The 18,732-nt window shown below is 55.1% G+C and carries 14 protein-coding genes; 11 read left to right on the plus strand and 3 right to left on the minus strand.

Features of this window, described 5'->3' with window-relative positions:
* Positions 1-665 precede the first annotated feature (665 nt).
* From nrdH to nrdE, 3 genes are all read left to right on the plus strand, one after another.
* On the plus strand, positions 666-899 hold the full coding sequence (nrdH, locus tag A37O_RS0103820) for a glutaredoxin-like protein NrdH (RefSeq protein ID WP_018296176.1): 234 nt from the start codon (positions 666-668) through the stop codon (positions 897-899).
* A gap of 184 nt (positions 900-1,083) precedes the next feature.
* Complete coding sequence (gene nrdI, locus A37O_RS14575) at positions 1,084-1,629, plus strand: class Ib ribonucleoside-diphosphate reductase assembly flavoprotein NrdI (RefSeq protein ID WP_018296177.1); 546 nt, start codon at positions 1,084-1,086, stop codon at positions 1,627-1,629.
* An 84-nt stretch (positions 1,630-1,713) separates the two neighbouring features.
* Positions 1,714-3,879 (plus strand): class 1b ribonucleoside-diphosphate reductase subunit alpha, encoded by a 2,166-nt coding sequence (nrdE, locus tag A37O_RS0103830; protein WP_026196116.1) that lies wholly within the window; start codon positions 1,714-1,716, stop codon positions 3,877-3,879.
* A 72-nt stretch (positions 3,880-3,951) separates the two neighbouring features.
* Here the strand turns inward: nrdE and A37O_RS0103835 are convergent, their stop codons facing one another.
* Positions 3,952-4,665, minus strand: a complete 714-nt coding sequence (locus tag A37O_RS0103835) for a FadR/GntR family transcriptional regulator (RefSeq protein ID WP_026196117.1) — start codon at positions 4,663-4,665, stop codon at positions 3,952-3,954.
* A 189-nt stretch (positions 4,666-4,854) separates the two neighbouring features.
* Complete coding sequence (locus tag A37O_RS15790; RefSeq protein ID WP_083912580.1) at positions 4,855-6,381, minus strand: LCP family protein; 1,527 nt, start codon at positions 6,379-6,381, stop codon at positions 4,855-4,857.
* Positions 6,382-7,097: 716 nt separating this feature from the next.
* On the opposite strand from A37O_RS15790, the gene A37O_RS0103845 reads away from it, so the two are divergent.
* From A37O_RS0103845 to A37O_RS0103875, 6 genes are all read left to right on the plus strand, one after another.
* The gene (locus A37O_RS0103845) at positions 7,098-8,837 is read left to right on the plus strand and encodes a polysaccharide biosynthesis protein (RefSeq protein WP_245533784.1); all 1,740 of its coding nucleotides are present in this window, start codon (positions 7,098-7,100) and stop codon (positions 8,835-8,837) included.
* Complete coding sequence (locus A37O_RS0103850; RefSeq protein ID WP_018296182.1) at positions 8,834-9,985, plus strand: DegT/DnrJ/EryC1/StrS family aminotransferase; 1,152 nt, start codon at positions 8,834-8,836, stop codon at positions 9,983-9,985. Before A37O_RS0103845 ends, A37O_RS0103850 begins: the two co-directional genes overlap by 4 nt.
* Positions 9,982-11,019: an ATP-grasp domain-containing protein gene (locus tag A37O_RS15795; RefSeq protein ID WP_018296183.1), complete on the plus strand. Its 1,038-nt coding sequence runs from the start codon at positions 9,982-9,984 to the stop codon at positions 11,017-11,019. Before A37O_RS0103850 ends, A37O_RS15795 begins: the two co-directional genes overlap by 4 nt.
* Before the next feature lie 67 nt (positions 11,020-11,086).
* Positions 11,087-12,331 (plus strand): lipopolysaccharide biosynthesis protein, encoded by a 1,245-nt coding sequence (locus A37O_RS0103865; RefSeq protein ID WP_018296184.1) that lies wholly within the window; start codon positions 11,087-11,089, stop codon positions 12,329-12,331.
* Positions 12,332-12,401: 70 nt separating this feature from the next.
* The gene (locus A37O_RS0103870) at positions 12,402-13,172 is read left to right on the plus strand and encodes a glycosyltransferase family A protein (protein WP_018296185.1); all 771 of its coding nucleotides are present in this window, start codon (positions 12,402-12,404) and stop codon (positions 13,170-13,172) included.
* Between the two features lie 87 nt (positions 13,173-13,259).
* On the plus strand, positions 13,260-13,952 hold the full coding sequence (locus A37O_RS0103875) for a sugar transferase (protein ID WP_083912582.1): 693 nt from the start codon (positions 13,260-13,262) through the stop codon (positions 13,950-13,952).
* On the opposite strand, the gene A37O_RS0103880 is transcribed toward A37O_RS0103875, so the two are convergent.
* A complete protein-coding gene (locus A37O_RS0103880) occupies positions 13,942-15,120 on the minus strand; it encodes a glycosyltransferase family 4 protein (protein ID WP_026196119.1) in 1,179 nt (392 codons plus the stop codon). The two genes, A37O_RS0103875 and A37O_RS0103880, sit on opposite strands and share 11 nt — an antisense overlap.
* 380 nt (positions 15,121-15,500) lie before the next feature.
* Between A37O_RS0103880 and nrdF the strand changes: the two genes are divergently transcribed.
* Positions 15,501-16,496, plus strand: a complete 996-nt coding sequence (nrdF, locus tag A37O_RS0103890; protein ID WP_018296189.1) for a class 1b ribonucleoside-diphosphate reductase subunit beta — start codon at positions 15,501-15,503, stop codon at positions 16,494-16,496.
* A 443-nt stretch (positions 16,497-16,939) separates the two neighbouring features.
* On the plus strand, positions 16,940-18,634 hold the full coding sequence (gene ctaD, locus A37O_RS0103895) for an aa3-type cytochrome oxidase subunit I (RefSeq protein ID WP_018296190.1): 1,695 nt from the start codon (positions 16,940-16,942) through the stop codon (positions 18,632-18,634).
* The last annotated feature ends 98 nt before the right edge of the window (positions 18,635-18,732 follow it).

Raw genomic sequence — 18,732 nt, forward strand, 5'->3', positions numbered from 1 at the left:
CGCAGGTGTGCTTAGGTTCAGATGATCGTTGCAACACCGCTTGATTTAGGAGGTTGTTGTGAGCGGTGTGTTTCAATTATTGAGCGATCAGGATTAGGCTGGACTTGGAGAACGCGTCGGCCAAGCGATGAGTGTGCGTGTTGTGTCTGCTGAATTGGGGTTCAACGACACACATGCTTTGAACCATTGCCATCGTGTTGGTGTGATCATACGGCGGAATTGGTTGTAGCGGTTCGTGGTGGGCAACTGTTCCCGCTGTGCCAGCTCACGCGGGTGTCAGCTCGACGGTGTCCGGCTGACTTGGCTTCCCTGCTGGCAATGCAGTCAAACCGGACGCTAGTACCCCCAAAAGCGTGGGACGAAGGTTACGGGCCGGTGAACGACACGCCGAAGGTGCGGCGTTTCCCGGGGAAATTTCACGAATGTAAGTTGACGCTCTGGGCCAATCCGTCAAGGCGGGAACTACATGTGGGTAACTCGCTTGGTGCATCCTGGGAGTTTCATGGTTGTAACTACTATATGTAGTGTTAGTTGCGATAAAACGACACAAAGTATAGTGTCTTTTCTTGTCACCACGAACAGTGGAGACGACAGAAAACTGAGATAAAACCTAGTGAGAAACGCTGGCAAAGATGCGTTTGCAGCGAGATTGAAAGGGAAGCCAGATGTCCATTACCGTTTACACCAAGCCAGCATGTGTCCAGTGCACCGCAACCAAGAAAGCTCTTGATAAGGCAGGCTTGGAGTACAACCTCGTGGACATCAGCCTCGACGAATCTGCTCGCGACTACGTTCTGGCTCTCGGCTACCTGCAGGCTCCGGTCGTCGAGGTCGACGGCGAGCACTGGTCCGGTTTCCGCCCAGAGCGCATCCGCACCCTGGTCGAAGCTGCAGCGTAGCTTCGCTCACACGGACAGCGCACCTGCTGCGCGCCCCGCGCACAAGTTCTCACTATCTGGAAATCTGGCCGCCGACTCTATACAAGCAGGTGGCCTTTCCTTATGCGCTCAGCCGCATGCCACACGTATCACACACTCCTTTTAGCGTTCACAAGCTGAAGGGTTGGAAGGAAAAGGCGAGCACATGCTCATTGTGTATTTCTCGTCCGTCACTGAAAACACTCGCCGGTTCGTCGATAAGCTAGGTCTTCCCGCGAAGCGCGTCCCGATCTATCGGGACGATGAGCCACTGGTGGTCGACGAACCCTATGTCCTCGTGTGCCCCACCTATGGTGGCGGCGTATCGGTGAACCAGCCCGACGCTGAGAATTCCCGTCCGGTGCCGAAGCAAGTGATCCGCTTCCTGAATAACAAAGGCAACCGCGACTTGCTCAGGGGCGTCATCGCCGCCGGCAACTCGAATTTCGGGCGCGATTACTGCCTGGCGGGCGACGTGATCGCGCACAAGTGCAACGTGCCGTACCTGTACCGCTTCGAGCTGATGGGATCGGCCGAAGACGTACAACACGTTCGCACCGAGCTCGTGCACAACGCTGAGCAGCTGGGCCTGCGCCCGGGCGACGAGCGCGAGTTGGCAGGCATCGAGGAGGTGCAGCGGGTACAGCAGCAAGAGTCGGCGGATCTGCTGGCCAAGCTCCGCGCCCGCTACGGTGTCCATGCCGACGCGTAGACTGACCCAGACAACAGTCGCTCCACAACTTCATGAGAAAACCACCCAACATCTCCCTACCAAGACGAAGAAAGGTCCTTGCCTGTGACTACTCAAACAGTGGGTAAAACTGTCGCCGAACCGGTTAACCAGTCTGACCAGCTCGATTACCACGCGCTGAACGCACTGCTGAATCTTTATGACGAAGATGGCAAGATCCAGTTCGATATGGACCGCGAAGCTGCAAACCAGTTCTTCTTGCAGCACGTTAACCAGAACACCGTCTACTTCCACGACCTGGAAGAAAAGATTAAGTACCTAGTAGACAACGCCTATTACGAGACCGAAGTCATCGATCAGTATGACTGGGATTTCGTGAAGGATACTTTCAAGCGCGCGTACTCCTATAAGTTCCGCTTCAAGTCCTTCCTGGGTGCGTACAAGTACTACACCTCTTACACCCTGAAGACCTTCGACGGAAAGCGCTACCTCGAGCGCTTCGAGGACCGCGTCTCCATGACCGCATTGTTCCTTGCACGCGGCAACCGCGAGCTTGCTTCCGCGCTTGTCGACGAGATTATGACCGGCCGCTTCCAGCCAGCAACTCCGACCTTCCTTAACGCCGGCAAGGCACAGCGCGGCGAGCTCGTCTCCTGCTTCCTGCTGCGTATCGAGGACAACATGGAGTCCATTGGTCGTGCGATTAACTCCTCGCTGCAGCTATCCAAGCGCGGCGGCGGTGTCGCGCTGCTGCTGTCGAACATTCGCGAGTCCGGCGCACCAATTAAGCACATCGAGAACCAGTCCTCCGGCGTGATCCCTGTGATGAAGCTTTTGGAAGACTCCTTCTCCTATGCCAACCAGCTCGGCGCACGTCAGGGCGCGGGTGCGGTGTACCTCAATGCGCACCACCCAGACATCATGAGCTTTTTGGATACCAAGCGCGAGAACGCGGACGAGAAGATCCGCATCAAGACCCTCTCGCTCGGCGTTGTTATTCCAGACATCACCTTCGAACTGGCCAAGCGCAATGATGACATGTACCTGTTCTCCCCATACGATGTGGAGCGCGTCTACGGCAAGCCTTTCGCAGATATCTCTGTGACCGAGAAGTACGAGGAAATGGTCGAAGATCCTCGCATCCGCAAGTCGAAGATCAAGGCACGTCAGTTCTTCCAGACCATTGCTGAGATCCAGTTCGAGTCCGGCTACCCGTACATCATGTTCGAGGACACCGCGAACAAGGCGAACCCAGTCAAGACCGGCCGCATCAACATGTCCAACCTGTGCTCGGAGATTCTGCAGGTCAACTCGCCTTCCGTGCTCAACGAGGACCTGACCTACGACACCATTGGCCAGGACATCTCGTGTAATTTGGGCTCGCTGAACATCGCGATGACCATGGACTCGACTAACTTCTCCCGCACCGTCGAGACCGCGATCCGTGGCCTGACCTCGGTGGCTGATCAGACCGCCATCGATTCCGTCCCTTCCATCCGCGAGGGCAATGACGCCTCCCATGCGATCGGCTTGGGCCAGATGAACCTGCACGGCTACCTGGGCCGCGAGCATATCCACTACGGCTCCGAAGAGGGCTTGGACTTCACCAACGCCTACTTCGCCACCGTCATGTTTGAAGCGATCAAAGCATCGCACAAGATCGCCGTGGAGACCGGGGAGCGCTTCTACGACTTTGAGAAGTCCGAGTACGCCACCGGTGAGTTCTTCGATCGCTACAACCCAGAGGACTTCCAGCCGAAGACCGACAAGGTCAAGGCGCTGTTCGAGAACTCCACCGCGCACGTGCCAACGGCTGAGGATTGGGCACAGCTCAAGGCAGACGTCGCACGCGACGGTATTTATAACCGTTACCTGCAGGCCGTCCCACCGACCGGTTCGATTTCCTATATCAACAACTCGACTTCCTCGATCCACCCGATCGCTTCCAAGATCGAGATCCGTAAGGAAGGCAAGATCGGCCGCGTGTACTACCCGGCCCCTCACCTGGACAACGACAACCTCGAGTACTTCGACGATGCGTACGAGATCGGCTACGAAAAGGTCATTGACACCTACGCAGTGGCCACGAAGTACGTCGACCAGGGCCTGTCGCTCACCCTGTTCTTCAAGGACACCGTGACCACCCGCGACATCAACCGCGCGCAGATTTACGCGTGGACCAAGGGCATCAAGTCCTTGTACTACATCCGCCTCCGCCAGATGGCTCTCGCTGGCACCGAGGTTGAGGGCTGCGTGTCCTGCATGCTTTAAGGACATCGCTTCACGACGAAGCCCCTGCTCTAGATTGGAAAACCTAGAGCAGGGGCTTCGTCGTCAAGCTTTTTATGTATAAAGCGCACCGCGAACCTCGGCGAGCAGCGAACGCGATGCCTCCTCGGCCTTATCCGCATCACCGGCGGCGATGGATTGAGCCAGCAGCTCGTGGGAATCCAACGCCTCCTCGGCGGGCTGCTCTGGCTGGAGGCCGTAACGAGTGCGACCCTCGAGGGCGTAGAGAAGGGAGGGAGCAAGCGCGGTGATCATTTCGTTGCCGGAAGCCTGGAAGATCAACATGTGGAATTGCTTGTCTGCCTCAAGGAATTCCTCACTAGCACCACGGTCACGGGCGCCCAGCTCGCGGAGCTCCTCGGCGAGCTGAACGATCTTATCGGACTGCTCCTTCGTTGCGTGATTGGCAGCATTGAAAGCGGCGATTGGCTCGATGGCGACGCGCAATTCCGTCAGGGAACGCAGCTGCTTGGAGCGCTGCTCCTCGGTAGCGAGGCGCCAGCGGATGACTGACTGATCAAATACTGCCCACGAACTTTCCGGAAGGACCGTGATGCCGACGCGACGGGAAGAGGAGACCAGCCCGAGCTGCTCGAGGGCTCGCATGGCCTCCCTGGCCACGGTGCGAGAGATACCGAAGCGGGCTGAAATGTCCTGCAGCGTGAAGGTACGCCCCTCTGCGAGAGTACCTGCGACAATTTCGCTGCCGAGCTGGTCGAGGACCGTGGTCAGGAGCGGAGCTGCTGGCGACTCGGGCGTGGTGGGCATAATCGCTACCATCCTTGTGATCTCATTGTGCATCTTGATGTGGATAATTCGTATTCAATTAGAGGCCAGGCAATTTCCAGGCAATGTCAATGCCATATTTCTGTGATATCACATCATTGCTTACCAGTTAGTTTACGCAACAATGAGACGACGTATTTTAATAAGGGTTACCTCCATTGGTGATGTCAGTTACGACCGGCTCATCACCCGAAGGATCCTGTCATGCGCATTGGAGACGGATTCTTCGTCCGGGATCATCACATACAGCGGGGTCCCCGGCATGCTGTAGGTGATTTCTGTTGCATCGAACCCGTCCACCGAAGTGCGCTCAAAGTACCACGAATTGCTAGATTGAGCGTGGTCTTCGATCAAAGTCTTAATGGAATTGTCATCCATGTTGGTCTCCACACTGCCGGAAATTTGCTCGGCGATGCGAGAAACAGCGCGCGGGTCCCGGTTGGACATGAGCTTCTCGGCGACGGCTTGCAGGACAAGGAGCTGGTTATTTCCGCGTTGGCGATCTCCTCCTTCTAAGCCATAGCGCGTGCGCGAGAAGTCGAGGGCCTGTTCGCTGTCGAATGTATTGAGTCCGGCGGGGTAGTTTCCTACGGGATTGTCGAGGTAGACCTCGATCGGCCCGACGATATCGATGGTTTCGATCAGGGTATTGAAGTTCACCCGAGCGTAGTAGGGGATATCGAGAGCGTAGAGGTCTTCCATTGTTTTGCGTGCCGTGTCTACACCGTAGATGCTGGCGTGCGTGAGTTTATCCTTGGGCCCAGACGTGCCATGCACCTGGACATAGTAGTCACGAGGAGTATTGACCAGGAGGATTTCACCAGTCTTCGGATTAACCACCGCGAGAATATTGACGTCGCTGCGGCCGGATTCCTCAATCGGCCCGGCAGAGTCAGCGCCACTGATGTAGATGGTGAAGGGCTCTTGTACATTCACGTCGGGAGAATCCGCGGTGCTTCGCTTCGGGTCTTCTAGAGAGAACGTATCGAGGATGATCAGATCCTGCTCTAACTGTGGGGCAGAGGCTGCCAAGGCCTCGAAGAACGAGGTTTTCATCGTGGCCAGGTCAATGTTGCTGTCCTGCAATGACTGCATCATTCCCGGCAAATCATCTTGGGAGACAAGGCGAGCCTTCGTGGACGTAGCTGAGGCCTGCTCCAAGCTTGTATGGGCGAGATCGTCGGCCAGGGCGCCGATGCTTTGCGCGTTGTCTGTTGTGACCTCAGGTCGTGAGCTTAGAATCAACCATTCTGACTGCTGGGCATCAGGATTGTTGATGGCGCGAAGCAGGTTGTTAGTCGAGGATGAATAATGAATGACGGTAAAGCTGGCGATCAACATCACGATGGCCACGGCCAGGGCAATCGCCTTGGAGACCACGGCCTTGCTTTTCTCCACCCGCAGCAGCCAGAAGACGATGAGACTCGTCACCAGTAGGTAGCCCACCACGAAGATGGTCTTGTATAAGGTTGGGGCCGGAACCTTAACGGACACGAGGATGACTGCGGCAACCCCGGCGATGGCTACTGCGAGGGCCACCAGGCGGAAGAGCCATACATGCCAGGAACGCCCGTTTGAGCTCGTGGGTGAGCTAGAGGCGTGAGAAGCGCTGGATGTGCTGGGGGCACTGTGCATGTGATTCTCCGTGAACGATGGGGCATCGGCCTGGCGTGGCATCGACTCTGTGTGTGGAAGCATAGCGTTAAGACATGCGTTCTATCGTTGATTCGGCACTTCTTCTCCAATAAAGTCCCCATTGAAACGGCAGGGTAGAGGTAGTTGTAGCAAACTATTTATTGACAAAGAAACGATCATAATATCTTTATCGCCCCCGCTTTAGGGGGCATTTTGGGCTGTTTTTGTGACCTTGGAAACGAATTTGGCACGACTTTGGATCTAATTTCCAAGAACCGCTGAATTAAAGTGACCCGTCAACTACCTTTGTGTGAGCGAAACAAATAGAGACTTGCGATTCTCTATTTATTCTAGCTGGGGTGGAATCAATATTTTATATTCATTGACGGGTGTATTGATTCTAATTTGTTACAAACGAACGTCAATCACCATCGTCAGGGGAGTGAAATAATAGCAGGTACCACGCATTATTTAACGTGCAAATTGTAGAGGCACATGCTTATGATTCATGTAGTGTCATATCAACTAATTTGCTGAAACTTCTGCTTTGCTTTTGCGCAATGCGTTTCACCGCGTGCTTGATGTGGTGACCCATTGCAAATATAAATCTCAAAACTATCCGGAGCGTCTAAAGCGCAAACCAGAAAGCACTAGAAGTGGTGGAAGGAAAATGACAAACGACCGCAAGGCCGAGAGGGTGCCCCAAACGCCCGCCTTCACGGGTGAATGCCCCGAAGTTTATCTTCCGAATTTTTCCCTTGGATGCCTTGGCCTGGGTAGTGGCATTCGTAGCCGCGGAATTGGTCCGTAGTGATTTGGCCACAGACCCGTTCAATTGGAAGCAAGTACTTGGCTACGCACTTGCAGCCTGTGTGCTTCAACTTGTTTTCGGCCTAGCAGTGGGACTTTATGGGCGCACGAGGTTTTCTCGCATTGGCGGTTTTGATGAGGCGTTTGCGGTTGCGGTGTGCGGTGCCCTGATCGGCGTTGTGCTTTGGGCCGTCCCCTTTCTCCTAAGTGCTAGTTGGCGGATGCATGCGAACAAGGTGCTCATGGCGACGTTGCTGGTAATCGTATTCATGTTTGCCCTCAGATACGCGGTGCGTGTTTACCTCGAGCGTTCCAACCGGCCCGGTCTTGATTCGACCCCGACCATTGTTTATGGCGCGGGATACATCGGAAATGTCCTTGTACAATGGATGCTTTCTGAGTCTGAATCGCGCTATCGGCCAGTGGCTCTTTTGGATGATGCGCGACAGACTCACAACCGGCGCATCCGTGGAGTGCAGGTCTATGGCGGATTCGATCAGTTGGAATCCACCGTGCAAAAATCTGGTGCCGAGGTCTTGATCGTTGCCATCAAGGATGCCGATACTCAGCTCTTCCGCGAAGTGCAAGAACGCGCGCAAAAGCTCGGTATCAAAGTGAAGGTGATCGGCTCTATCGACAACCTTGTGCAAGATGACAAGCCTGTCAAGCAGCGCGACCTTCGTGATCTGCGCATCGAAGATCTCCTAGGTCGGAAGCAAGTAGATACTGACTTGGGTGAAATCGCCTCCTATATCTCGGGGCGTCGAGTGCTGGTCACGGGCGCAGGCGGTTCCATTGGCTCGCAGCTCTGCGCGGAAATCGCTAAATTCCGTCCGTCCGAGTTGATGATGCTGGACCGTGATGAGACCGGACTGCAATCTTCCGCTATTGCCATCGAGGGCAATGGCCTGCTCGCGACAAATTCGGTGATCCTCGCGGACATTCGCGACGCGGACAGGCTTAAGGAAATCTTCTTCGAGCGCCAACCTGAGGTTATTTTCCACGCTGCGGCACTCAAGCACCTGCCAATGTTGGAGCAGTACCCAGAAGAAGGGTGGAAGTCCAACGTCGAAGGTACGTTGAACGTGTTGGAAGCAGCAAGACTTGTCAATGTGGATACCTTCATTAACATCTCTACCGACAAAGCGGCCAACCCAACCAGCGCACTTGGACATTCAAAGCGATACGCAGAAAAGCTGACCGCATGGTTTGGCGAGACAACGGGAAAGAATTACCTGTCCGTCCGCTTTGGCAATGTGATCGGCAGTCGTGGCTCGATGGTCCCTACATTTATGCGTCTCATCGAGGAAGACAAGCCACTGACGGTGACTCACCCGGAGGCCACCCGTTATTTCATGACCATCCCCGAGGCCTGCCAGTTGGTACTTCAGGCCGGAGGTATCGGGAAAGCGGGCGAAGTACTCATTCTTGATATGGGTGAGCCGATGAATATTCTTTCGATCGCGCAGCAAATGATCGAAATCTCTGGAAAGGACATAGAGATTGTCTTTACCGGACTGCGCCCTGGCGAGAAGCTCCATGAAGTCCTCGTCGACGACGACGAGAGGGCAAACCGTCCGTACCACCCGCTGATTTCCCACGCGCATGCAGAACGCCTCGACCCGGCAGATCTGGATCTGGATGAGTACCTCGAAGCGGTAAGCAATGATCCCGGAGTTCGTGAACCACAGAAAGATTGCTCGAAATGACGCAAAGTCGGATTTTTCTCTCGCCACCAGATGTCACGCAATTAGAAGAAGATTGCATCGTTCGAGCATTCCGGTCTGGGTGGATTGCACCGCTGGGCCCTGAGGTCGCAAGCTTTGAATCTGAGCTGGCTGAGTATTCAGGGCGCTCCCACGCCGTGGCACTTTCTTCGGGCACGGCCGCGCTCCATCTCGCGCTTGTAGTTTTAGGCGTCGGGCAAGGAGATATCGTCGTCACGAGCTCTTTGACCTTCGCCGCAACAACGAACGCGATTACCTACGTCGGTGCGGAGCCGGTGCTCGTCGACTGCGACGAAACCGGCAACATGAATCCGGATCTGTTGGAAGAGGCGCTGTCACAGTTAGAGAAAGAAGGTCGCCCGGCGAAGGTGGTCCTGCCTGTAGACATGTTGGGCAAGGTGGTGGATCACGCGCGTATCGACGAGATCGCGTCGCGCTTTGGTGCTGTAGTTTTGTCCGATGCTGCTGAATCCCTCGGCGCGACCCGCGATGGTAAGCCCGCGGGCTCATTCGGTAAAGCCGCAGCCGTGTCATTTAATGGCAACAAAATCATGACGACCTCGGGCGGCGGCGCGCTACTGACCGACGACGAGGAATTTGCCAAGCGTGTGCTGTATTTCTCCACCCAGGCGAAGCAGCCGGTGCCTTATTACGAGCACACGGAAATTGGCTACAACTACCGCCTCTCCAACCTGCTTGCCGCACTTGGGCGAGCGCAGCTGTCCAGGCTGGACGACATGCTGGAGAAGCGTCGCCAGCATCGCCTGCACTACAAGGAACTTTTCGCCGGCGTGCCTGGGGTGACTATGTTCGGCGAGCCGTCGGGCGCCGATGGCGGGGACACACGGGACAATTTTTGGCTCTCATCGATTCTGGTCAACGAGGCTGAGGCTGGATTTACCGCCGACCAGCTGAGAGTTTATCTCGAAGAACTCAACATTGAGTCGCGGCTGATTTGGAAGCCGATGCACCTCCAGCCCGTCTATAGCCACAGACGCGCCTTTGTCGACGGAACGAGCGAAAGGCTCTTTTCCGAAGGCCTGTCCCTTCCTAGCGGCTCGGCTTTGACTGAAGCTGATCGGGCGCGTGTCGACGAGGCAGTCCAGGCGTTCTTAAAGGCGCACCAATGAATATCTTATTGACCTCAATCGGGCGCAGGCCCTACCTGATCCGCTGGTTTCGGGAAGCGCTTTCCGCGAATAATTTGTCGGGTCGAGCAATCGCAGCCGATCTTGACCCCTACTCTCCGGCGCAGGCATTTGCGACGGATTTCGTGATCGCACCGCGTGTCGACGACCCAGCCTACCGCGACTGGTTGGCGAATGTGTTGCAGGAATACAGCATTGACCTGGCTGTTTCCATCAACGATTTTGAGTTATCTGAATGGGCACTACTGCCTCATACTCAGGAGTGGGCACCGTTGCTGCGGTTGACTCCTGAGACGCAGCGGTTGGTGGAAGATAAATTCGAGATGGGGGAGGCTCTAGCGGCCGGGGGAGTGTGCACCCCTGCAACCTGGCTGGGTAGCGAGGTTACTGGGGGAGTGTCAACCGAGAAATCGGGTGGCACCGGCTCCAAATTTATAACGAAGGGTCGCTATGGTTCGGCCTCCCGTGGCTTGCACTTCGCCACTGCGGACTCGTTGTCCAATGCCATCGAGATTGCGACCCTCGAGGTCACTACCCGGCAGGGTATCGCGGCGCTGGAACAAAAAGACGTTGCACCTGAGTCCTTAGTCATTGTGCAGGAGCGCATCGAGGGTATTGAATATGGTGTCGATGTTGTGTGTGATCTTGAGGGAAACTTCGCTGCGGCGTTGGCTCGTCGTAAAATTGCGATGCGAGCAGGAGAAACTGACCGGGCCGAAACGGTCGCACCTGATGCTTTTACCGAAGTAGCCAAGAAGGTGGCTGCCGTGGTCCCGCATCCTGGAGTAATCGACATCGACGTCCTCGTCGACGGCGATGGAAACCAGTTTGTGATTGACGTGAATCCACGCTTCGGTGGAGGGTATCCGTTCTCCCACCTGGCAGGAGCGCACATCCCCAGTGCATATGTGGCCTGGGCCGCCGGACTGCACGTGCAACGTGAGTGGTTCGAGAGCACCCCAGGAACTTTCGGAAGCAAGTATGTAGAAGCTGTGAAAGTCGATGGCGCAGATTAATATTAGATGGTTTTCGGATCTGGGGATCTGATTTCTTTCTGCTCAACCAATCTCCAGGGAGGAACCAGTGGAGACAAAAGAAACTGGGGGCAGCGCCCGGAATGCAGCGATCATTCTGGTCGGCTCGCAGCTGCTCGCAGCTGTAGCGGCTCTGGCCGTCAACATGCTGGCGGCACGAGTTCTCGACCCCTCGGCTCGTGGTGACCTGGCATACGCTCTGCAATTGACTTATTTTCTGGGCGTATTTGCGATGATGGGACTTGAACGGCCATTTATGGCTTCGCGCACGGGCAGCTTTAATTCCGAGTACCGCGTGTTTATGCGCATGGTGCGTCCTGGAATCCACCTCGTCATTCCGATCGCCATTGTGTTGGCGTTATTTTCTCCGTTCAGCGCCTCGTGGTTGTGGGTCGGTGCCCTTCTCATAGGGCTCTACATTGGACTGAACTCCATGGTTGTCGGAGTTCGTGTTGCTTATGTCAGCAGCCTCGACCTGAAAAAATTTGGCTTCAATGCCATTACCTCTCAGATCATCATTATTCTCGGTGCCCTGCTTCTCACCTTGCTTAACGTGTCCAATTCGGTGCTGTGGCTGGTGGTCTACGTGGCCTCCGGAATTCCGGCGCTGATCCTCATGTGGACAGCGGTGCGTCGCGGGGAGGAACCGAATTGGCCAAGCGAGGCGGAAACCAAGGCTCTGCGGCGTCGCGGTTGGGTCCTGTTGCCCTCTGCTTTTAGCAACTCGGCGATGACATACGCAGACCGCCTGCTTCTGCCGATTCTGAGTAGCTCGGCGCAGTTGGGGCTCTACGTCACGGTGTCCACTGTGATTCAGATGGCTACTTGGCCGGTCCAGCAGTGGGTCGATGCGTCGCTACGGAATTGGTCCAAGGCAATGAAGGAGTCTACGGCGCCCATTCGGGGACCAATTCTCAAGCTGATGGGGCAATCCATCTTGCTGCTGATTGGGTTCACCGTGGCTCTGAGCTTTGCCACCTATTTGATGATTTTGTATGTCCTGCCCGATGCCTACATGGCCGCGATGAATGTCATTATCCCGCTGGCGGTGTCGTCTGTGGTTTTTGGTATTACTCGCGTCCAACAGGGAATTCTCATCTCCCTGGGTGCCGAAGGTCGCGTCTCCCTTGTGGAGCTCATCGGCACAGCAGCGTCACTTGTTGCTTATTTGGCGCTGATTCCGAGCCTGGGCATGCTCGGTGCGGCGTACGGCTCCATCGTCGGCTACGGAGTGACCGCGATAGGCGGGGCAATCGCCCTGACATATGTGGCCCGGGCAAGGAGCCGGGCATGATGCTTGGCTGCCTGCTCGACCTTGTCGAAGTTAATCACGATTGCTTAGAACGAAGGACCTGGAGTTTTCAATGAACCTGCAAGTACTCATGTCGGTAATGAATCAATCTCACGACATTGTCTCGAAGGCGAATATTCAAAGCGACGCCATCATCGTCAACCAGTGTGACACTTTCAAAAAAGAGGTCTTTGACCACAACGGACATAGAATCCAATTCCTCTCCTTCGATGAGCGAGGCGTGGGTCTCAGCCGAAACAGTGCTCTCATGCGCGCCGATGCGGACATAGTTTTGATGTCCGACGACGATGTTGTCTACGCGGACGGATACCGGGACCTCATCTTGAGCGAATTTCGGGATAATCCCGAGGCCGACATGATCGTGTTCAACGTTCCCTCCGTCGATGCCAGTCGAGGAACCTCCACGATTCGGAAATTAGAGCGCGTCAGGAAGTTCAATTCATTGCGCTACGCCACGTATCAGATGGCTTTTCGACGAGAAAAGATCCTGGAGAAGAATATTTTCTTCTCATTGCTCTTCGGAGGGGGTGCCAAATATCTCAGCGGAGAAGACAGCCTCTTTATCTTTACTGTATTGGGGAGCGGGCTGAAAGTGTATAAATCTCCAGCGGAAATCGGGCGAGTTCACCACACCACGTCGACGTGGTTCGAAGGCTACACCGATAGATATTTTCGTGACCGAGGAACGCTGTACCGGTCGTTGTCGCCACGCTTCTATCTCCCGTTAATCGCACAGTTCGTGATTCGGAAGCATAAGGTCGTCGGCGAAGGACGAACGCGTCGCGAGATGTTTCAGCTGATGCGCGAAGGGGCGCAGAGGTAGCCGACAGGCACCAGATAGATCGAAAGAACCACCCTGGTGTGGACAGCGTTAGTACCCTATGTGGGTGGAAAGCAGGGGAATCGAAAAATGGGGATGAGAACTTCCATGGCTGATGGCGTTGCGGACAGAAAATCTTTCAACAGAAAAAAGAGGCTTATCGACGTCGCGCTCGTCGTCGTCACCGCACCGGTGACGATTCCTGTCGGCGTCGTCACTGCGGGACTCGTCCGCGTTTTCCTGGGCAGTCCTGTCCTTTTCAAGCAAAAACGTATCGGTTTGAATGAGCAGCCCTTCGAGATCATGAAGTTTCGCACGATGCTGCCAGAGACGGAACGCTCCATTTATGGTGAAGATGAAGTCGAGCGACAGACACAGTTTGGCAACGTGCTACGCAAACTGAGTCTGGATGAGATCCCGCAGCTGCTCAACGTGCTCCGCGGCGACATGGCCATCATCGGTCCACGTCCGTTGCTCGAACATTATCTGCCTTATTACAAGGAGAGCGAAAAGGCCCGCCATTCGGTTCGTCCTGGGATCACCGGTGCAGCGCAGGTCAACGGCCGCAACAACCTCGGCTGGGACGAGAAGCTCAACTACGATGCGGAGTATGCGCGCACGGCAACGCTTCGCGACGATGCCCACATCGTCCTACACACTATAGGCGTAGTGCTGGGTCGCGATGGGGTTCTCCCCGAGGGACAGTTAGAAACCGAGCCGTTGGATGACTATCGCATTCGAACGGACCAGGTTCCTTCGAGCGAGGACGACTCTAAGCTTTAACGGCCTTTTCTAGGACCTGCATCACCGACTGGAAGAGCTCATTGCGGTCAAATCGGCTCCTGCCCAGGGCCGCACTGTTCTTGCCAGCTTCCTCAAGTGTCGCCGGATCAGCTACGTACTCGCGCAGCTGGGCGGCTGCCTTGGGAATGGAACGATCGAGCGCCAGGCCGGCATTTGCCTCGACAACTGCCTCCGTCAACCATCCCTTGTGGTTCAAGACAATCGGACGTCCCGCCGACAACCCGTCGAACACCTTGTTGAGCGAGTTCGCCTGCAAACTGGGCTTATCCAAAAGTGTTGACATGACGATGTCGCCTGCGGAAACAAAATCCGAGACTTCTTCCTTGGATTTTTCTCCCAGCAAAATCTGCTCCGGGTCAAGTCCACGCTGAACAGCAAGCTGATGCAACTTCTCGCTGTCTTTGCCCTGGCCGAGGATAATGAAGCGCATAGTGGAATCGCGCAACTCTGCGGCGAGCTCTACGATCCACTCAGTCTGATAAGACGGGCCAAGGCCACCCGCGTAGACCACCACGCTCTCGTCCTCGGTCCATCCCTGCGAGTCCCGAAAATCTTGGCGCTGCTGCGTTGATTTATCAAACCTTTCAAAATCGCAGGCATTAGGAATGACTACGACTTCCTTTTCTGGCGTGACCTCTAGGACCCCATCTCGCATCCCCGGGGAGAGTGCGACGACCGTGGCAGAATTCTTATACGCCAACTTTTCGAGCAAGCGGGCCATCCACACGAACACCGGGTTATTCAGATAGCCCAGTTCAATGGGCACGGAAGGCCAAAGATCGCGTACTTCGAAAACCATCGGGACTCGTCGAGCGAACTTGCCGACGATACCTGGCACGGCAACAGTCAAGGGAGTTGAGCTGGCGTAGATAACGTCAGCGTCGGTGCGTGCCGCCACGTAGCTGGACTTCACCATGAACCGGATAAATGACCGGATGCGCTCGGCCGAGGACATCGCGTTCTTGTACGGGGTGTGAAGCCTTTTGACGTGGATACCGTCGACGACAGCGTCCATGCTTTCTTGACCTCCGCACACCATGGTGACGGTGTGACCTTGATCCGCCATACGGCGCGCGAATTCATAAGGACGGCTGCCGCCAGCTTCAGTGGGCAGAACAAAATGTTGATGGATATAAGTAATTTTCATTAGAAAAGATGGCCTTAAGGATTTAAAAAGGTGCAAGTATTTGTGCAACGGGCAATGCCGTACGAGGTCTTACTGTTCTTAGAGATCATTAATCCTACCACCCAGGCGTTCTCGGTGTGGGGCAAAAAGTGCCTCTCTCCTTGGCAAATAGCCTTTTCCGAAGGGTGAATTCGGAGGGAATTGGTGGCACCAATAGGAGATCGGTAGTCTTTTAACTCTTTGGGGTGAGGCGTTGACCTATAAATTCGTCCGGCGTGCGGACACTCCGGTAGTAACCTGGCCCCCAGCCCTTAAGCTGAGATGGAGACTCGTCCTAGCAATTGGTTGGGCGGTAGGATGAGTTCGGATTCAAGAAATAGAAAAGAAAAGGAATGGTGGGCATGCCCGACGAGCATGAATACGACGAGTACCTGCGCACGCATGAGGCACCCGTAAAGGCGATTAACTGGAACGAGATTCCCGATGAGAAGGATCTTGAAGTCTGGGACCGTCTGACAGGCAATTTCTGGTTGCCGGAGAAGATTCCTGTCTCCAACGACATTCCAAGTTGGAAGACCCTCAACGCAGACGAACAGCTTGCGACAATGCGAGTTTTCGCGAATCTGACCTTGCTGGACACGATTCAGGGAACAGTCGGCGCTATTTCATTGATGCCGGATGCTCGGACTCAGCATGAGGAAGCTGTGTACACCAACATCGCATTCATGGAGTCTGTCCATGCGAAGAGCTACTCCAACATCTTTATGACGTTGGCGTCGACGCCTCAGATCAATGATGCATTCCGCTGGACCGAGGAGAATGAAGAAGTTCAGCGCAAGGCGAAGATCATTCAGAGCTACTACGAGGGCAGCGATCCGCTGAAGAAAAAGATCGCCTCCGTCATGCTCGAATCCTTCCTCTTCTACTCGGGCTTCTACCTGCCGTTGAACTGGTCGGTCCACTCCAAGCTTACGAATACCGCAGACATTATCCGCCTGATCATCCGCGATGAGGCAGTCCACGGTTATTACATTGGATACAAGTACCAGCAGGGTCTCGCCGAGCAGACGCAGGAACGCAAGGACGAACTCAAGGAATATGCCTTCGACTTGATGTTCGACCTGTATGCGAACGAAGCTCAGTACACCGAAGATATCTATGATTCGATTGGCTGGACGGAAGATGTGAAGCGCTTCTTGCGCTACAACGCCAACAAGGCGCTGAATAACCTTGGCTATGAAGGTCTCTTCCCGGTAGACGAAACCCGGGTGTCGCCGGCGATCCTTGCTTCGCTGTCTCCAAACGCCGACGAGAATCACGACTTCTTCTCGGGTTCAGGTTCTTCCTATGTCATCGGTAAGGCAGAAGATACCACTGACGACGATTGGGATTTCTAATCACTTCTCTGCGCGGCTAAGTCCGTAAAACCCCTTGTTAAATGCTTTTTATGCATTCTTCAAGGGGCTTATTTTATTTCTCCGTACAGGAATTTTTCAGGTTGCTTCCATAGGGCGCGCAGACCACGGTTTTAGTCAACCAATAGTTTGAACCTCATTAGGGGGTGATGTGGGTGTGAATTCAGTGAAGCGAATGGGGCGAAGAACACACAAAAGGCTAAAAATGCCTGCTTACTGGGTTTTCTACCAACTTCTTGGGGGGGACCTGTGGGCATTTAACTTCAAGGTTTCCAAAAAGGGATAAACTCAACTCTGTTGCTGGCCATCTGTGGCTAGGAAATCGTTGTACCGATCATCTACGATGAATCGGTAGCAAAATGGGCGCGCCCTTGATGTGCAATGTGAGTTGCATGGGAAGGCGCGTCAGTAGTCAGGAGGATCGTATGACCGCAGTGGCGCCAAGGCTCGACGACCACGTCGCGCCGGAGAGGCCCGAACCTTTCGGTAATGAACGAAAAGGTGCAAAGCTCTATAAAATTCTAACTACGACTGATCACAAGACACTGGGTGTCTGGTACTTGATCATGTCGTTTATCTGGTTCTTCGTTGGCGGCCTGATGGCGCTGCTGATCCGTGCGGAGCTGTTCTCCCCGGGCCTGCAGTTCCTGTCGAACGAGCAGTTTAACCAGTTGTTCACCATGCACGGCACCATCATGCTGCTTGCATTCGGTACGCCAATCGTCTGGGGCTTCGCGAACTACGTGCTGCCTCTGCAGATCGGCGCACCCGACGTTTCTTTCCCACGTTTGAACGCATTCGGCTTCTGGATCACCCAGGCCGGCATCATCGCGACGCTGGTTGGCTTCCTTACCCCAGGTGGCGCGGCAGACTTCGGTTGGACCATGTATGTCCCACTGTCTGACCAGGTTCACACCCCGGGTGTTGGCGCTGACCTGTGGATCATCGGTGTTGGTGCAATGGGTATCGGTACCATTGCCTCCGCGATCAACATGCTCACCACCATCTTGACCATGCGTGCTCCAGGCATGACCATGTTCCGTATGCCAGTGTTCACCTGGACGATTCTGGCTACCTCGATCCTCGCGCTGATGATCTTCCCACTGCTGACCGCAGCGGCACTTGGCGTCCTGTACGACCGTAAGCTCGGCGGACACATCTTTGATTCCGCTAACGGTGGCGCCATCTTGTGGCAGCACCTGTTCTGGTTCTTCGGTCACCCAGAGGTCTACGTCCTGGCACTGCCATTCTTCGGCGTCATCTCTGAGATCGTTCCAGTGTTCTCCCGTAAGCCAATCTTCGGCTACATCGGCCTGGTCTTCGCAACGCTCGCAATTGCAGGCCTGGCCATGGCTGTGTGGGCTCACCACATGTACGTCACCGGTGCAGTTCTGTTGCCGTTCTTCTCCTTCATGACGTTCCTGATCGCGGTTCCAACCGGCGTGAAGTTCTTCAACTGGGTGGGCACGATGTGGAATGGCCACATCACCTGGCAGTCGCCAATGATCTGGGCAATGGGCTTCATGTCCACCTTCCTCTTCGGTGGTCTCACCGGCATTATGCTGGCATCCCCACCACTGGACTTCCACCTGGCTGACTCGTACTTCCTGATCGCTCACTTCCACTACACCCTCTTCGGTACCGTGGTGTTCTCCTCCTTCGCTGGCATGTACTTCTGGTTCCCGAAGATCACCGGCCGTATGGCAGACGAGGGTCTGGCAAAGTGGCACTTCTGGCTGACCTACATCGGCTTCCACGGCACCTTCCTGATCCAGCACTGGCTGGGCAACATGGGTATGCCTCGTCGTTACGCCGACTACCTGGACTCCGACGGCTTCACGCTGTTCAACCAGATCTCCACGATCTTCTCCTTCGTCCTGGGTGCTTCGGTTATCCCACTCGTTTGGAACGTGTTCAAGTCCTGGCGATACGGCGAAGTTGTCACCGTCGACGACCCTTGGGGTTACGGCAACTCCCTGGAGTGGGCAACCTCTTGCCCTCCTCCACGCCACAACTTCACCTCGCTGCCACGTATCCGCTCCGAGCGCCCAGCGTTCGAGCTGCACTACCCGCACATGGTTGAGAGAATGCGCAAGGAAGCGCACGTCGGTTCCCACTAGGAGCCTGACGAGCCCGAAGAACTAACTGACTACGTTCTGCCCCCAAGACTCGGTTTACCCGAGTCTTGGGGGTTTAGGGTTTAATAAGGTGGGTTCAA

It is taken from the genome of Corynebacterium lubricantis DSM 45231, assembly GCF_000379425.1.
In the GTDB taxonomy this organism is placed as follows: domain Bacteria; phylum Actinomycetota; class Actinomycetes; order Mycobacteriales; family Mycobacteriaceae; genus Corynebacterium; species Corynebacterium lubricantis.

Excerpts from the sequence above, each read along its gene's own strand:
- nrdH (WP_018296176.1), top strand. The coding sequence starts at position 666 with ATGTCCATTACCGTTTACACCAAGCCAGCATGTGTCCAGTGCACCGCA.
- nrdI (WP_018296177.1), top strand. The coding sequence starts at position 1,084 with ATGCTCATTGTGTATTTCTCGTCCGTCACTGAAAACACTCGCCGGTTC.
- A37O_RS0103835 (WP_026196117.1), bottom strand. The coding sequence starts at position 4,665 with ATGCCCACCACGCCCGAGTCGCCAGCAGCTCCGCTCCTGACCACGGTC.
- A37O_RS15790 (WP_083912580.1), bottom strand. The coding sequence starts at position 6,381 with ATGCTTCCACACACAGAGTCGATGCCACGCCAGGCCGATGCCCCATCG.
- A37O_RS0103850 (WP_018296182.1), top strand. The coding sequence starts at position 8,834 with ATGACGCAAAGTCGGATTTTTCTCTCGCCACCAGATGTCACGCAATTA.
- A37O_RS15795 (WP_018296183.1), top strand. The coding sequence starts at position 9,982 with ATGAATATCTTATTGACCTCAATCGGGCGCAGGCCCTACCTGATCCGC.
- A37O_RS0103870 (WP_018296185.1), top strand. The coding sequence starts at position 12,402 with ATGAACCTGCAAGTACTCATGTCGGTAATGAATCAATCTCACGACATT.
- A37O_RS0103875 (WP_083912582.1), top strand. The coding sequence starts at position 13,260 with ATGGGGATGAGAACTTCCATGGCTGATGGCGTTGCGGACAGAAAATCT.
- A37O_RS0103880 (WP_026196119.1), bottom strand. The coding sequence starts at position 15,120 with ATGAAAATTACTTATATCCATCAACATTTTGTTCTGCCCACTGAAGCT.
- nrdF (WP_018296189.1), top strand. The coding sequence starts at position 15,501 with ATGCCCGACGAGCATGAATACGACGAGTACCTGCGCACGCATGAGGCA.
- ctaD (WP_018296190.1), top strand. The coding sequence starts at position 16,940 with ATGACCGCAGTGGCGCCAAGGCTCGACGACCACGTCGCGCCGGAGAGG.